7 protein-coding genes are annotated in these 16426 nt (G+C 70.9%); 6 read left to right on the top strand and 1 reads right to left on the bottom strand.

Annotation, left to right across the window (positions count from 1 at the left end):
• Nucleotides 1–26: 26 nt before the first annotated feature.
• The 6 genes from OO71_RS10505 to OO71_RS10480 are packed head-to-tail and all read left to right on the top strand — an operon-like array spanning nucleotide 27 to nucleotide 15193.
• Nucleotides 27–1016, top strand: coding sequence for an ABC transporter substrate-binding protein (locus OO71_RS10505; protein ID WP_033289502.1), 990 nt, complete (start codon nucleotides 27–29; stop codon nucleotides 1014–1016).
• On the top strand, nucleotides 1013–1996 hold the full coding sequence (locus OO71_RS10500) for a FecCD family ABC transporter permease (RefSeq protein ID WP_033289501.1): 984 nt from the start codon (nucleotides 1013–1015) through the stop codon (nucleotides 1994–1996). Before OO71_RS10505 ends, OO71_RS10500 begins: the two co-directional genes overlap by 4 nt.
• Entirely contained in the window at nucleotides 1993–3015 is a 1023-nt protein-coding gene (locus OO71_RS10495; protein ID WP_211260487.1) for a FecCD family ABC transporter permease, read from the top strand. Before OO71_RS10500 ends, OO71_RS10495 begins: the two co-directional genes overlap by 4 nt.
• Nucleotides 3012–12821, top strand: coding sequence for a non-ribosomal peptide synthetase (locus OO71_RS10490; protein ID WP_033289500.1), 9810 nt, complete (start codon nucleotides 3012–3014; stop codon nucleotides 12819–12821). The genes OO71_RS10495 and OO71_RS10490 overlap by 4 nt, the downstream gene beginning before the upstream one ends.
• On the top strand, nucleotides 12818–14185 hold the full coding sequence (locus OO71_RS10485) for a DHA2 family efflux MFS transporter permease subunit (protein WP_033289499.1): 1368 nt from the start codon (nucleotides 12818–12820) through the stop codon (nucleotides 14183–14185). Before OO71_RS10490 ends, OO71_RS10485 begins: the two co-directional genes overlap by 4 nt.
• Nucleotides 14186–15193 (top strand): 3-deoxy-7-phosphoheptulonate synthase, encoded by a 1008-nt coding sequence (locus OO71_RS10480; protein WP_033289498.1) that lies wholly within the window; start codon nucleotides 14186–14188, stop codon nucleotides 15191–15193. It begins immediately after the preceding gene.
• Nucleotides 15194–15539: 346 nt separating this feature from the next.
• On the opposite strand, the gene OO71_RS10475 is transcribed toward OO71_RS10480, so the two are convergent.
• A complete protein-coding gene (locus tag OO71_RS10475; protein ID WP_245633626.1) occupies nucleotides 15540–16406 on the bottom strand; it encodes a LuxR C-terminal-related transcriptional regulator in 867 nt (288 codons plus the stop codon).
• Nucleotides 16407–16426 lie beyond the last annotated feature (20 nt).

Raw genomic sequence — 16426 nt, 5'->3', positions numbered from 1 at the left:
CCACCGAAAACCGAGGACCGAGAAGCATGATCAGCAGAACGACCCGTCTCGCGGCCGCGCTCGTGGCCGCCCTTGTCGTGGCCACCGGCTGCGGTACCGGCGACGCGCAGAGCGGCAGCAACGTCCCGACCCGCGTCTTCACCGCCGACAACGGGCAGGTGAAGATCCCCGCGACGCCGAAACGCGTGATCGCGACCGGGTACGCCGTCCCGGCCCTGCTGGAGGCCAAAGCACCGCTGGTCGGCATCTCCACCTGGAAGCGCGGCCTGCCGATGATGACCGCCGAGGACCGCGCGAAGTACGACCAGCTGCCGAAAGTCGCCGGTGAGCAGGCCGCGGAGACGAACTACGAGGCCATCGCGCAGGCCGATCCGGACCTGATCGTGATCGGGGTACCCAAACCGGTGCTCGCGGACATCGACCTGAAGCGGCTGCAGGAGGTCGCGCCGGTGGTGGCGATCGGGCCGTCGGTGCCGTCGGCGTGGCGGGAGCTCTCGCGCAAGCAGTCCGACGCGGCGGGTGCGCTCGCCGGGTTCGACGCTGCCCGCCAGGAGTACGGGGTGAAGGCGAAGGAGCTCACGGAGAAGTACAAAACCGTGCTGCCGCAGCTGAAACTGGGGCACGTCGGCGCGTACGGCGAGGTCGCGAAGGGCAATTTCCAGCGGGAGTTCACCGATTCCTGGGGTACCAACATCGCGCAGGATCTCGGCGCGCACTACTACGGCCAGGTGAAGGTCAAGGGCGGCGGCTCGAAGGACGTCAGCGAGTACCCGTCGATCGAGGAGCTGACGTCGGCGTTCGCGGATGCCGACGCTATCACGTACTCCGTCAAGCCGGACGGTTCGGTGCCGCCCTCGGTGCAATACGTGCTCGATTCGCCGCTGTGGAAGCAACTTCCCGCGGTAAAGGCCGGAAAGACCTACCCCTTCCGGTACACCGAAGCAGCGACCTACCGGGCGGCGCTGAAGACACTCGACGCGGTGGACCAGGCCTTCGCGCCGTTGCTGAAGAAGTGACCGCCCGCGGCCGCACCGCGCTGCTGGTCACCGCCGTCGTCCTGCTGGCGGCGGTGGCCGTGCTCAGCGTGGGCGTCGGGGCGCACGGCATCGCGCCGGCCGAGGTGCTGCGGGCGATCTTCGGGTACGGCGATCCGGCGGACCAGGCGGTGGTGCGGGAGATTCGGGCCCCGCGTGCGCTCCTGGCCGTGGGAGTGGGTGCCGCGCTGGCCGTCTCGGGCGTGCTCGTGCAGGTGCTGTCGCGAAACCCGCTGGCCGAACCGGGCGTGCTCGGCGTGACGGCCGGTGCCGGGTTCGCGATCACCATCGGTTCGGCGCTCGGCATTGCCGCGTCGGAGTCGGGGGAGCTGGGATTCGCCGTGCTGGGCGCGATTCTGGCGACGACGCTCGTGTACGCCGTGGGCCGCCGTTCGCCGCTGCGGATGGTGCTCACCGGGGTCGCGCTGACGTTCGTGCTCAGCGGCGTGTCGCTCGGGTTACGGCTGCTGCTGCCGGACACGTTCGACCGTTACCGGTTCTGGTCCGTCGGCTCGCTCGCGGGGCGGGAACAGGCTCCGCTCGCGGTGCCGCTGATCGTGATCGCAGTGGGAGTCGTGGCCGCGTTTCTGCTGAGCCGCCAGCTGAACGCGCTCGCGCTCGGCGATTCCGTCGCGCACGCTTTGGGCGCTCGCGTTGCGCGGATTCGCGCGCTGACGTTGTTGTTGATCACTGTGCTGGCCGGAGCGGCGACTGCGGTGGCCGGGCCGATCTTGTTCGTCGGGCTGATCGTGCCGCATCTCGCGCGGCGCGCGGCGGGTGCTTCGGTGCCGTGGCTGACCGCGTACGCGACGGTGCTCGGTCCGATCCTGATGCTCGTGTCGGATGTCGGCGCGCGCGTGCTGCTGCCGACCGGGGAGGTGCCGGTCGCGATCGTGACCGCATTCGTCGGTGGCCCGGTGCTGATCTGGGCGGTCCGGCGGTACGGGACGGCGGCGCTGTGAGCGGGATCGTGCTCCGCCGCGGGCGGTTTTCGGTGCGGGTGGACCGCCGGACGGTCGTGCTCGCCGCGGTGCTCGTCGTCGTGCTGGCCGGGCTTGCCTTGCTGGGCCTGTGTTACGGCGCGGCGTGGGCGAGCCCGGCACGGGTGTTCGCCGCGCTGGGCGGGTCCGGCGGCGGGCCGGGGGTGGTGATCCGCGAGTGGCGGCTGCCGCGCGTGGCCGCCGGGCTCGTGTTCGGTGCCGCGCTCGGGCTGGCCGGGGCGATTTTCCAGAACGTGACCCGGAATCCGCTCGGCAGCCCGGACGTGATCGGGCTCGATTCCGGCGCGTACACCGGGGCGCTGGTCGCGCTCACGGTACTGGGGGGCACGGCGGCGGAGCTGACGGTCGCGTCCGTGGCCGGCGGCCTGCTCACGGCGGCCGCGGTCTACCTGCTTTCCCTCGGGGGCAGCCGGTCCGGGTTGCGGCTGATCGTGATCGGGATCGCGGTGAACGCGATGCTGACCGCGCTGAACTCGTGGATCGTGCTGCGGGCGGAGCTGGAGGTGGCGATCGCCGCGGTCGGCTGGAACGCGGGTTCGCTGAACGGGGTCGGCTGGAGCCGCGTCGCGGTGCCGTTCGCGGTGCTGGCGGTGTTGTTCGCGGTACTGGCGACCCGTGCTCCGGCACTGCACCAGGCCGCGCTGGGCACGGAGCTCGCGGTGACGACGGGGGTCCGGCACGAATCGCTGCGGCTGCAGCTGGTGGTGATCGGCGTCGGCTGCACGGCGACGGTGACCGCGGTGGCCGGGCCGATCGCGTTCGTCGCGCTCGCCGCCCCGCAGATCGGCAAGCGGCTCGCCCGCGCGCCGGGGATTCCGTTGCTGCCGGCCGCTTTGTGCGGTGCGGTGCTGCTCACCGGCGCCGACCTGGTCGCGCAGATGCTGCTCGCCCCGGTGTCGTTGCCGGTCGGCGTGGTCAGCACGGCGATCGGCGGCTGTTACCTGATCTGGCTGCTCACCAAGGAGGTGCGGCGGAGATGACCCGCCCGACCGGAAGTTTCGAGCTGACCGGCGCCCAGCTGGGCATCTGGAATGCGCAGCGGCTGGAACCGGACTCGCCGTACTACGTCGTCGGCGATGTCATCGAGATCTCCGGCAGTGATCCGGTCGACATCGGAGCGCTGGCAGAGGCGATCCGCGCGACCACTGAGGAGGCGGAAAGCCTGCGGCTGCGCGTGCTCGACACTCCGGACGGGCCGCGGCAGCTCGTGTCGGACGAACCGGTGCCGCTGCCCGGGATCGTCGACCTCCGCGCGGAACCGGACACGGCGCACGCGCGGGTGGCGGCCGAACGCCAGCGGATGGCTGAGGCGTGCCAAGGGATGCTGGACCGGCCGTTGTTCGCGTATCAGCTGCTACGGCTTTCGGACACCGAGGTCTGGTTCACGCAGCTCGGGCATCACCTCGTCTTCGACGGCTACACCGCGGCGATGCTGGCCCGTCGCATTGCGGCCCGGTACACCGCGGCGATCCGCGGCGAGGAACCACCACCGTCGACCTTCGGCCGGTTCGCCGATCTCGTGGACGCCGATCGCGAGTACCGGACGAGCGAGCGATTCCAGCGCGATCGTGCGTATTGGGGTGAGCGGCTCACGCCGTTGCCGGAGCTGGCGGAAGACGCGGGCGCGGACGGGCCGCCGGAGGAGACTGTCACCGCGCGTGCGGTGCTCACTCCGGACGAGGTCGCCGGGCTGCGGGCGCTGGGGGAACGCGCGGGGACGACCTGGGGCGACGCGCTGATCGCGTGTTACGCGGCGTTCTTGCACCGCGTGCTCGGGACGGCTGACGTCGTGTTCGCTTTGCCGTTGATGTGCCGAACGGGGATCGCGTTGCGTACGCCTGCGATGGCCGTGAACGTGCTGCCGCTGCGGGTGCGGGTGGAGCCGGGTGACCGGCCGGAGGCGCTGACCGCGCGGGTCGCGGAGGCGTTGCGGGAGATGCGTGCGCATCAGCGGTATCGCGGGGAAAACCTGCCGCAGGACCTGCCGGGCGCGGGTGCGCTGCTGCACGGGCGCGGGATCAACCTCAAGGCGTTCGACCTGGAGCTCGCGTTCGGCGATGCGCGGGGAACGATGCGGAACGTCGCGGGCGGGCCGCCGGAGGATATGGGGCTCAGCGTGCTGCCGACCACCGGTGGCGGGCTGTTGCTGGGCTTCGAGGTCGACGCGCGTACGCACGATCAGGCCGGGGTGACCGCCCAGCTCACCGCCTTGCGTTCGCTCATCACAGCCTTCACCGGTCCGGCCGCGCCCATCGTCGGCCGCGCTGACCTGGTACCGGCCCGCGTCCGCCGCGCCCTGCTGTCCGCCTGGAGCACACCTGAAGTCCGTGAAGGGAACCATCACGGAATTAGATTCCGTGATGGTTCCCTTCACGGACATCCGGCGCTCGTGTGCGGGGAGGAGCGGCTGACCGGGGCGGAGGTGGCGGAGCGGGTGCATCGGCTGGCGCGGGTGCTGCGGGCGCGCGGGGTCGGGCCGGACGACGTGGTGGCGCTTGCGCTGCCGCGGTCGGTGGATCTGGTGGTGGCGTTGCTCGCCGTTCTCGACGCGGGCGCGGCGTTCCTGCCGCTGGACCTGGCCCATCCGCCGGAGCGGTTGCGCGAGCTGGTGGCCGAGGCGGAACCGGTGCTGGCCATCTCGGCCGACGGGGCTCTGGCCGGGGTACCACACCTGCGGCTCGACGATCCGGTGACGCAGGCGGAAATCGCCGCGCAGTCCCCGGCCGAACTGTCCGATGTGGACCGGCACCCGGACCACCTCGCGTACGTGATCTTCACGTCCGGCTCCACCGGGCGGCCGAAGGGCGTGCTCGTGCGGGTCGGCGGGCTGGAGACCTTGCTGCGCAACCATCGCGCGACCACGGTCGCCGATGCCGCGGCGGGCAGGCGGCTCCGCGTCGCGCACACCTATTCGTTCGCTTTCGATTCGGCGATCGAGCAGCTGCTGTGGATGTTGTGCGGGCATGAATTACATGTCTACGACACGGAAACCGCCCGTGATGTGGACGCGTTGCAGGCGGCGTTCGCACGGGACCGGATCGACGTCGTCGACACCACCCCGTCGATGGCCGCGCCGTTGCTGGACGCGGGCCTCCTCGACGGGGACCATCGGCCGGAACTGCTCGTGCTGGGCGGGGAAGCAACGCCTCCGGCGCTGTGGCAGCGGGTCGCCGCGTCCGGGGTCCGCGCGCGTAACCTGTACGGCCCGACCGAGACCACTGTGGACGGTGCCGGTGCGCTGATTGCCGGGGACCGGCCGGTGATCGGGTTCGCCGTACCCGGCACTCGTGCGTACGTGCTCGATTCCGCCCTGCGCCCGGTTCCCGTCGGCAGCCGTGGCGAGCTCTACCTCGCCGGACCGCATCTCGCCCGCGGCTATCTCGGCCGTCCGGGCGGGACGGCGGAGCGGTTCGTGGCCGACCCGTTCGGGCCGCCGGGGGAGCGGATGTACCGCACCGGCGACGTCGTGCGGTGGGTGCCCGGGCGGGGCCTGGACTACCTCGGCCGCCGCGACGGTCAGGTGAAGGTCCGGGGCCACCGCGTGGAACTGGGGGAGGTCGAGGGCGCGCTCGGGGCGGTTTCCGGGGTGCGGGCCGCGGCCGCTGCGGTGCGCGGACGGCGGCTGATCGGGTACGTGGTGGGTGCCGGGCTCGTGGCCGAGGAGGTCCGCGTGGCGGTCGCGCGACGGCTGCCCGAGGCTTTCGTCCCGGCGGCGATCGTCGTGCTGGGCGAACTTCCGGTGACCACCAACGGGAAACTCGACCGGTCCGCGTTGCCTGCTCCGGCCGCGGCGGAGGGTGGGCGGGAACCCGAGACGGAACGGGAACGGCTGGTGTGCGCGGCGGTGGCCGAGGTGATCGGTGTGGACCGGGTCGCGGCCGACGACGATTTCTTCGCCCTCGGCGGTGACAGCATCACCGCGATCGGGGTGAGCGGCCGCTTGCGGGCACACGGAATCGACCTCCGGCCCCGCGATCTGCTGGCCCGGCGCAGTTTCGCCGCACTGGCCGCGGCGAGCGGTGTCCTGTCCGAACCGGACAGTCAGCCGGACGAGCCGATCGGCGAGGTACCGGCGCCGCCGATCGTGCAAACGCTGCTGGACCTGAATCCGGACCTCGAGGCGATCGTCGGCTATGCACAGTGGACAGTGCTCCGCACAGGTCCGGTACCGCGCTTGCGTGAAGGCGTGCAAGCGATCCTTGATCACCACGATGTGTTGCGGCTTCAGCTGAATCCCGATGGCCTGCTGGTTCGTCCACAAGGGACCGTCAAGGCGGCGGAGGTGGTCAGCGAGGCGGCCGGACCACCCGCCGAGGTGGCACAACGGCTTGCGGCCGAACTGGATCCGCGGGCCGGGGCGATGATCCGGATCGCCATGGTGGGAGACCGGCTTGTCGTGGTCGTACACCATCTGGCGATCGACGGCGTGTCTTGGCGGATCTTGCTGCCGGACCTCCAAACGGCCTGCGAAGGCGGGATTCTCGAGCCGGTACGGACGTCGTGGCGGCAGCATGCCTTGGCGCTCGCGGAACAGGGTACGAGCGGTGCGCGGCGTGGGGAGGCGGACCATTGGCGGTCGGCGCTGAAGCCAGGGCAGCCGCCCGGCACCGTCGCAACCGCGCATCGTTCGGTCACCGTCGCCAGTGCCGAGGAAAGCGCCGCAGCGCTGACCGTGCTTCCCGGCGCTTACCGGGCGAGTGTCGAGGAAGTGCTGCTCACCGCTCTTGCACTCACGTTGCGAGACGACTCGGCGGTGGTCCGGGTGGAAGGTCACGGCCGCGAGGGGCTGGATCTCGCCCGTACGGTCGGCTGGTTCACCGCCGAGTTTCCGGTGCGCCTGCCTGCGGTGACCGACCTGGATCGGCTGCTGCGGGCGGTCAAGGAGGCCCGGCGGGCGGTGTCGGACGGTGGCCTCGGATACGGCGTCCTGCGGTACCTCGACCCGGAGACCCGCGCCGAGTTCGCGGCGGCTGCGATGCCGGACGTCCTGCTGAACTATCTCGGCCGCTTCCCGTCGTTGCCCGGCGGATGGCAGCTGCCCGAAGAAGATCCGTTCGGCGTCCTCGAACCTCCGGCGAAGGCGTTGGAGCAGGTCCTGGCGCTCAACTGTTTCGTCCGCGAGGAAGAGCAACCACGGATCGCCGTCGAGTGGACGGCAGCGAGCCGGGTCCTGGCGCCGGAAGCGGTCGAACGCCTTCAAGACGCTTGGGCCGAGGCATTGTCCGCGCTGGCGGCGCACGCTCGGCGTACCCGGGGCGGGCTCTCGCCGTCGGACCTTCCGCTGGTGACGCTCGGGCAGGGCGAGATCGACGCCCTCGAAGCGCAGGGTCCGGTCGCCGACGTGCTGCCCGCGACGCCGTTGCAGGCCGGGCTGTCGTTCCACACGCTGACCCGCGGTGGAGCGGACCCGGACGTCTACACCGTGCAGGCGGTAACGCACCTCGAAGGACGGCTCGACCCGGACCGGATGCGCGCCGCCGCCGCGGAACTGCTGCACCGGCACCCGGCGTTGCGCGTCCATTTGCACACGACGGCCGCTGGCGAGGTCGTACAGGTGGTGCCTGCCGACGTCCGGCTCGACTGGCGGCACGCCGACCTCACCGGCTGTCCTGAGCAGGCCGCTGCCGAATGCGCGACTGAGCTGGCCCGGCCGTTCGACCCGGCAGTGCCGCCGCTCATCCGGTTCCTGCTGCTCACGCTGGGCCCGGCCGAGCACCGGCTGGTCCTGACGAACCACCACGCCCTGCTCGACGGATGGTCGATGCCGTTGACCGGACGGGCGCTGCTGGCCACGTACGCCGAACTGGGTGGAGGACCGGCTGCTCCGGTCGCCCCGCCGCTCGCCGAGTACCACCGGGTGCTCGCCGGACGGGACCGGACTGCCGCCATCGAGGCCTGGCGGACCGCGCTGGCCGGGCTCGACGAAGGGACCGTGCTCGCGCCCAAGTCCACAGTGGACCGTCCACAGCGGATCACCGTGAGGTTGGGCGCGGAGTTCAGTGAGCAGGTGCGTTCCTTTGCGCGCGAACGGGGAATGACGACAGCAGCGGTGTTCCAGACCGCGTGGGGAGTGCTGCTCGGGCGGCTCACCGGACGCCGTGACGTGGTGTTCGGCTGCCCGGTTTCCGGCCGCCCGGCCGACGTTCCCGGTGTGGAGGCGATGATCGGGCAGCTCGGGACCACGATCCCGGTGCGGGTGTCGTTCGATCCCGCCGAGCCGGTGGCCGCAGTGCTGACGCGGGTGCAGGACGAGAGCGCCCGGCTCACTGAACACCACCACCTCGGCCTGCCGGACATCCAGCGTGAGACCGGCGCACTGTTCGACACCATGCTGGTGATGGAGAACTTCCCGCTGTCCAGCCGGGAACGCACGCCGCTCGCCCCGGGTCTCGACCTGGCCGGTGTCGACATCACCGACGCAACGCACTATCCGCTCACGGTGATTGTGTTGCCCGGCAACGAGATCACTCTCGGCTTCGGCTACCAGCCGCAGGCGTTCGACGAGGCGACTGTGCAGGCTTATGGCCGGTGGCTGAAAAATCTGCTGCACGAGATCGTGGCCGACCCGGGACGGCCGGTCGCGCGGATCAGGTCACTCGGAGAGGCCGAAGAAAAAGCCTTGTTGCAGCAGGGAATCGGTCCGGTGCCGAGCCGGGAAGCCGGAACCTGCCTGGAGGAATTCGCCCGCTGGGTCCGGGAGACTCCCGACGCCGAGGCCGTCGTCTGCCGAGACCGCCGCCTGACCTACGCCGAGCTGGACCGGAAGGCGAACCAGCTCGCGCATGCCTTGCGGGAGAACGGAGTCCGGCCGCAGGATCCGGTCGCGGTGCTGCTGGAGCGGGACGTCGAGCTGGTGGTCGCGCTGTTCGGGGTGCTGAAGGCCGGTGCGGTGCACGTCCCGATGGACCCGGGGTATCCCGCGGAACGGCTGGCGCATCTGGTTTCCGACAGTGCCCCGGCCGCCGTCGTGTCCACTTCGGACCCCGGCTTCGGCATTCCGGTGGTACCTCCTGGTGTCCGTAATGGACAGTCCACTGCGGACACCAGAACCCATCCGGACGATCTCGCGTATGTGATCTACACGTCCGGCACCACCGGGAAACCCAAGGGGGTCGCGGTCACCCACCGCGGCATTCCGAGCCTGGTCGCGCTGCAGGAGGACATCGTCGGGATCCGCCCCGGTGAGCGGTACCTGCATTTCGCGTCCACGAGCTTCGACGTTGCGTACTGGCAGTTCTTCCTGCCGCTGCTGTCCGGCGGCACGTCGGTGATCGCGCCGGAGGAGGTGCGCGGGTCCGGCGACGACCTGCTTGCCTACGCCGTCGAACACCGGGTCACCGGGCTGAATCTGCTGCCGTCGTTCCTGTCCGCGATGCCGGACGACGCGACGGTGGACGCCGATGTGTTCTTCGTCGTCGGCGCGGAGCGGCTCGACCCGGAGCTGGCGCACCGGTGGGGAAACCGGCGGGCGCTGTTCAACGCCTACGGCCCGACTGAGGTCACGATCAACTCCGTCACCTGGCAGTATTCCGCCGATGATCCCGGGCCGTTGCCGATCGGGCGGCCGGACCCGCAGGTACGCGCGTATGTGCTGGACGCGGGCCTGCGCCCGGCGGGAACCGGGGTTACCGGGGAGCTGTATCTCGCCGGGCCGAAGGTTGCGCGCGGCTACGTGAACCGGCCGGGGCTGACCGCGGAGCGGTTCGTGGCCGACCCGTTCGGCCCGCCCGGCGAGCGGATGTACCGCACCGGCGACCTCGTGCGCTGGCGGCCGGACGGGCAGCTGGTGTTCCTCGGCCGCGCCGACCACCAGGTGAAACTCCGCGGGTTCCGGATCGAACCGGGCGAGATCGAGACCGCGTTGATGCGGCTGCCCGAAGTGCGGGCCGCGGCCGTGCTGGTGCGCGAGGACCGGCCGGGGGACCGTCGGCTGGTGGCGTACGTGGTGCCAGTGGACGATGCAGACCCGCAGCCGGATGTCCTGCGCGACGATCTCGCCGTCGAGCTCCCCGCGCATCTGGTGCCGTCTGCGGTGGTCCTGCTGGAACGGCTGCCGCTCGGCCCCAGCGGCAAGCTCGACCGCGCGGCCCTGCCAGCGCCGGGACCGCGGGCGAGCGGCTCGGGGCGGGAACCGGCGACCGAGGCGGAAACCGTGCTGCTGCAGGTGGTTCGCGAGCTGCTCGGCCCCGAGGTCATGGTGGACGACGGCTTCCTCGACTCCGGTGGCGACAGCATCGCGTCGCTGCGGCTGGTCGCGCGCGCTCGGCGGGCCGGGTTGCATCTGACCGCGCGTGATGTGTTCGAGGGCGGCACGATCGCCAGGATCGCGGCGCGGTGCGGGGACACGAGTGTGGTCGTGTCGCCCGATCTCGTCCCCGCGGTCGGGGAAGCGCCGCTGACACCCGTCATGCGAGGTGTCGCGGACGGCTTCTGCCAGTGGGTCGAGATCTGCGTGCCTGCCGGAGGAGACGTTTCGCAGTGGCGAGCGGTGCTCGACGTCATCCTCGACCGGCACGACGTCCTCCGTGCGCATCTCTCCGGCGACGTCCTGCGCATTCCGGAACCCGGCGCGGTGACCGGGGCGGAGGTGCTCGATGTCGTCCCCGCAGGCGAAGACGCGAACCTGCGGGTGCTGCTCGACGGCCGGATCACGGCGATCCGCGCCCGGATGAACCCGCGGACCGGACCATTGCTGCGTGCGGTCTGGGTGGATGCCGGACCGTCCCGCCCCGGACGGCTCCTGCTCGTGGCGCACCACCTCGTGGTGGACGCCGTGTCGTGGCGCATTCTGCTCGACGACATCGAACAGGCCTACGCCGGGCAAGCACTGCCCGGACGAGGTGTTTCCTTCCTCGGCTGGGCAAGGGCATTGGCTGCGGCAGGGCCGGCTCGGCAGACGGAAATACCGCACTGGCAGCAGTTCTCGGGTAAGCCGTCGACGCTGGACGGTCCGTTGCGGCACCACGAGATCGACGTATCCGCGGACACCACGCAGACGGTGCTGACGGCGTTGCCTGCCGCATACCGCACCGGTCCGGACACCGTGCTGCTCACCGCATTCGCGCGGGCTTTCGGTGCCTGGCGGGGAACTTCGGCGGACGTGCTCGTCGCGCTGGAGAGCCACGGCCGTCCGGACCACACGCCGGACTTCGCCGGTCCGGTGGACCTTTCCCGTACGGTCGGCTGGTTCACCGCGGTGTATCCGGCGCGGATCACCCCGCCGGACGGGCCGACGGCGATCGCCACCGTCCGCGACCAGCTCCGCGCCGCCGGGGACGGCCTCGGGTACGGCATTCTCGGCGGCACGGCGAGCGGGGCGGAGGTCACCTGGAACTACCTCGGCCGGTTCGAGGCCGCGCCGGACGCGGAGACGCCGTGGCAGCGGCCGCCGGATGCGGAACCACTCGGTTCCGGCGGCGGACCGCTCACGCACGCGCTGATGGTCAACGCGATGGTGCGCGACGATCAGCTGGCGGTGCGGTTCACCTGGCCCGACGGAGTATTCACCGCGGACGGGATCGCCGAGCTGGGCGCTGCTTTCCGGCACGAACTGGCTGCGTTGCCCGTACCTGCCGGTGAGCTGCTGCCCTTGACGCCGTTGCAGGAGCTGATCCTGCGCGAGTCACGGGCCGCCGTGGTGGACCCGTACCCGGTCCAGGCGGCGTTCTCGTTGACCGGCGCGCTGGACGTGACCGCCCTGGAGGAGGCGGCGCAGACTCTGGTGCGACGGCATCCGAATCTCGGTGCCGTTTTCCCGCCGGGGCACGAGGTGCAGGTTCTGCCGTCCCAACCACACGTGGGCTTTCGGGTGCGGGCGGCTGATGAGGTGGCGCTCGACGACGATCTCGCCGAACCGTTCGACCTCGCCGCCGGGCCGCTGCTGCGGGTCACCGTGCTCCGCCATGGCCCCGAGCGGCACGAACTCGTGCTCACCAGCCATCACCTGCTCTCCGACGGCTGGTCGGCCCCGCGCATCCTGGGCGAGCTGTTCTCGGCGTACTCCGGGGCTCCGCTGCCTGATCCGGTGCCGATTTCCCGGTACACGCGCTGGTTGGCCGCGCGGGACCACGCGGTCAGCGGGCACGCGTGGCGGCAGGAGCTGGCCGGGGTGCCCGCGCGGAAGCTCCTGAGTGGACAGTCCGGCGTCGCTGATCCGGTACTGTTCACTGTGGACGCTGCGCTGGTCGCCGAGCTGACCCGGGCCGGGACCGCGCACGGGATCACCGCGGGGACCTTGCTGCAAGGCGCGTGGGCTGCGGTGCTCGCGGAGCGGTCCGGACTGTCCGACATCACCTTTGCCGCCATGGTTTCCGGCCGGACGTCCGAAGTGGACGGTGTCGAGGACATCATCGGACTGCTCGCCAATACCGTCCCGGTTCGGGTCCGGTTCACCGGTACGGTGAGGGAAATGCTGGTGCGGACGCAGGAACGGCAGCAGGACCTGGTAGCCCATCACCATCTGAGCCTGGCTGAACTGTCCACTGTGGCCGGAAAGGAATGGTGGCCGGACAGTCTCGTCGTGTTCGAGAACTACCCGGTGGACCCGGCGCGGCTGCGGGAACCCGCACCAGGGTTGACAATCACCGGCACGAGGTTCCGCGAGCGGACCCACCACCCGGTGACGGTGACTGTGGTACCCGAACTCTCCGGCGGCTGGTCGGGGGTGTTCGGTTACCAGGCCGGGATGCTGAGTGCGGCCGAAGCCCGTGCGCTGGTGGCGGACTTGCTGCGGTTACTCGCCACCCTTCCGTCGCATTTGGACAGTCCGGCGAGCGAGCTGCGATGAGCCGTCCGGCCGGGGTGCAGGTGTGGCGTACCGCTTTCGTGCTCGTACTGGGTACCTTCATGGCGTCGCTGGACAGCACGATCGTCTCGGTCGGCGTGGACACGTTGGCGCAGCGGTTTTCCGCGTCGGTGACTGATGTCCAGTGGGTCACGACGGCGTACCTGCTGGCGGTGGTCACTGCGGTGCCCGCGTCCGGCTGGCTGGCGGCGCGGTTCGGGGGCCGCCGGACCTGGCTCACCGCGGTCGTGGTGTTCGTGCTCGCGTCGCTGCTGTGCGGGCTGGCCCCGTCGCTGCCGGTGCTGGTGGCGTGCCGGGTGCTGCAGGGGCTCGCCGGTGGCCTGCTGCCGCCGACCGGGCAGGCACTGCTCGCGCGGGCCGCCGGGCCGGAGCGGATCGGGCGGGTGATCAGCGTCGCCGGGGTGGTGCCGTTGCTGTCGCCGGTGCTGGGACCGCTGGTGAGCGGCGCGATTCTCGGGGTCGCCGACTGGCCGTGGCTGTTCTACGTCAACCTGCCGGTCGGTGTCGTCGCGGTGCTGCTCGGGCTGCGGCACGTCCCGGCGGACGCACCTGCCGGTCCGCGGGAACCGTTCGATTTCCGCGGCGCTGCCCTGCTTTCGCCGGGCTTGGCGGCGATCGTCTTCGGGCTCACCGGATTCTCCGAAGGGCCCGGGCGGTTGCTCCCAGTGTTGGCCATCGTGGTCGGGGCAGTCATGCTCGCCGCGTTCGTCCGGCACGGCTTGCGCGCGCGGGCACCGCTGCTGGACCCGCGGTTGTTCGCCCGGCCGCCGTTCGGTGCCGCCGCGCTGGCGCTGGTCGTGCTCGGCGCATCGGTGTTCGGGACCATGTTCCTGCTTCCGCTGTACCTGCGCCGCGGGGCCGGCCTGGACGCCTGGGACACCGGATTGCTGTTGGTGCCACAGGGAATTGGGGCCGCGGCCGGGTCGCTATTGGTGAACCGGATCGTGGACCGGGTAGCGCCGCGCACGCTCGTGCTGTGGGGGATCGGGCTGGTCGCCCTCGGCACGGTCGCGTTCACCCGGCTCGGTCCGGGATTGCCGGATGCGGTGCTCGTTCTTTCGTTGCTGCTACGTGGTTTCGGTGCGGCGATGATCAGCGCGCCGGTGCTTACGCTCGTCTATCGCAGCCTCGACCCGGTTCATCTGCCGCGGGCGGCCGGAGCGCTCACGCTGCTGAACACGCTGGGTGGGTCGGTGGGGACGGCGGTCCTCGCGTTGGTGTTGCAGTCCCGGCTGGCGGTTCGGGGGCCGGACGTCGCTGCGGCTTTCGCGGACACGTTCTGGTGGGTGCTGGGCCTGGTCGTGGTGGCGGTGGCTGGTGCGGTGAAACTGCCGAAGGAGGGGTAGATGCACGACACGTTGCCCAGTCCGGCCGAGGTGACCGCGGGCCCGGTGCCGGACGTGGGACCGCATCGCGAGACGGTTTCGGCAGTGCTGGCCGGGCGGGATCCGCGGCTGCTGGTGATCGCCGGACCGTGTTCGGTGCACGATCCGGAGGCTGCGCTGGAGTACGCCGGGCTGCTCGCGGGTGCGGCCGCGCGGTATGCCGACGATCTGGTGGTGGTTCTGCGTGCGTATCTGGAGAAGCCGCGTTCGGTGACCGGGTGGACGGGGTTCCTGCCGGACCCCGGGCTCGACGGCAAGGGCGACCTCGCGACCGGGGTACGGCTCGGGCGGGCGTTTCTGCTCGACGCGGTGGCGACCGGGTTGCCGTTGGCGTACGAGTTCGTGGATCCGATGCTGGCGCCGTACGTGGCGGACACGGTGAGCTGGGGTGCGATTGGTGCGCGGACGGTGGCCAGCCAGCCGCATCGGCACCTGGCGTCGTGGCTGCCGATGCCGGTGGGGATGAAGAACTGCGTGTCCGGGCGGCTCGGACCGGCAGTGGATGCGATCCGGGCGGCGGGGGCGGGACAGGTGTTTCCGGGGGTTGGGCCGGACGGGCGGGTGAAAGTGGTGCGCAGTATGGGGAATCCGGACGCGCATCTGGTCCTGCGGGGCGGTCCGGTGCCGAACTACGACGCGGCCTCGGTGGCCGGGGCGGTCGATCTGTTGACTGCCGCTGGGTTGCCGGGGCGGGTGGTGGTGGATGCTTCGCACGGGAACAGCGGGAAGGACCACCACCGGCAGCCGGGGGTGGTCGCGGAGGTGGCGCGGCAGGTGGCGGCGGGCGGTGCCGGGGTGGTGGGGGTGATGGGGGTGATGGTGGAGTCGTATCTGGCGGATGGGCGGCAGGGTGAGGAGGTGGTGCCTGCGGATCGGACGTTGAGCCGGACGGATGCCTGCTTGGGGTGGGAGAGAACGGTACCGCTGCTGGAGACTCTCGCCCTGGCGGTGCGCCATCGGCGTCCGTGAAGGGAACCTTCACGGAATCAGATTCCCTCATGGTTCCCTTCACAGCCCTCTACATTCCGTGAAGGGAACCATCACAGCCCTCCGCATTCCGTGAAGGTTCCCTTCACGGCCCGCCGCATTCTGTGAAGGTTCCCTTCACAGCCTCAAAACCCACCACTCAACCGCAGCCGACGCACCCGCCCGGACCCCGGCACCCAGACTCGGCCCTGCACCCCGATACGAAGCCAAAAACACGGTCGGGAGGGGCTTGTCAAGGCATCTTTCCCGCCTTGACAAGCCCCTCCCGACCGCAGTCACACTTCCGGCTTCGGGGTGCCCCACCGCAACGTTCCAAGCCAGGGCACCTTCACGGAAGAAGGTTGGCTCGGCGAGCGGCATTGACAGCCTGCAGACGCGTCCGGGCGTCCAGCTTCCGCATGGCATTGCGGAGGTAGCTCTTCACCGTTTCTGTTCCCAGGCCCAGAGAATCGGCGATGTCACCGTTGGTCTGCCCCGCAGCAGCACCCGTCAGGACGTCCAGCTCCCGGGCCGACAGTGTCGCCGCGCCGGTCGGGGGGCCACCAGCCAGGCTCGTGCAGACCGCGTCAACCCGGGCCCGCAGCCCTGGGTCGTCGATCAACGCGGCGATCCGGCGGAGTTCGGCGTGGCTTTCCCGGACCGTCTCGCGGTCGGCCGGGTCGCCGGCCAAGGCTTCCGGAGCGGGCGTGAGCAGCTGCAGCCGACGCTGGACCTCGGCGCGGATTGCCAGTTCCTGCTCCAAATCCCGGGCTACCTCGACCATTGCCGTCACCGGGCGGTCTCCGAAACTGACGTTCTCCCGCACCGCCCCGTACAGCACCGCTCGCACAGTGCGCCGCACGATCACCGGTACCGCCATCACCGACCGGACCCCCTCCGCCTGCACTGCGCGGTCGAAGTGGTGGCTGATGGCGTCGCTGGCGTAATAGTCCGGCAGCACGACCGGCTTCCGCAGGCCGATCGCCCGGCCGCCCAGGCCCTTGCCCTCGGCCACCACGAGGCCGAGCAGCGACGTCGTCGCGTTGCCGACCAGTTCGCTCATTCGCAGGTGCCGGCCGTCCGCGACGACGCCGCCGAACGACAGGGGTACCCCGGCTGCCCCGCGCAGGCGGACCAGGGCGCGGCGGACTTCGGCGGTGTCGTCCCCGGGATCGGGCAGGGGATCGGGCAAGCGATCGGGCAAGGGGGCGGGCATGGGGCGGCACCCCTTTTCGG

Origin of the sequence: Amycolatopsis jejuensis (assembly GCF_000717335.1) — a bacterium.
GTDB lineage: Bacteria > Actinomycetota > Actinomycetes > Mycobacteriales > Pseudonocardiaceae > Amycolatopsis > Amycolatopsis jejuensis.
This window is presented reverse-complemented; position numbering and strand designations above follow the sequence as displayed.

Coding starts and splice junctions, on each gene's coding strand:
- OO71_RS10475 (WP_245633626.1), bottom strand. CDS start 16,406: ATGCCCGCCCCCTTGCCCGATCGCTTGCCCGATCCCCTGCCCGATCCC.
- OO71_RS10490 (WP_033289500.1), top strand. CDS start 3,012: ATGACCCGCCCGACCGGAAGTTTCGAGCTGACCGGCGCCCAGCTGGGC.
- OO71_RS10480 (WP_033289498.1), top strand. CDS start 14,186: ATGCACGACACGTTGCCCAGTCCGGCCGAGGTGACCGCGGGCCCGGTG.
- OO71_RS10505 (WP_033289502.1), top strand. CDS start 27: ATGATCAGCAGAACGACCCGTCTCGCGGCCGCGCTCGTGGCCGCCCTT.
- OO71_RS10485 (WP_033289499.1), top strand. CDS start 12,818: ATGAGCCGTCCGGCCGGGGTGCAGGTGTGGCGTACCGCTTTCGTGCTC.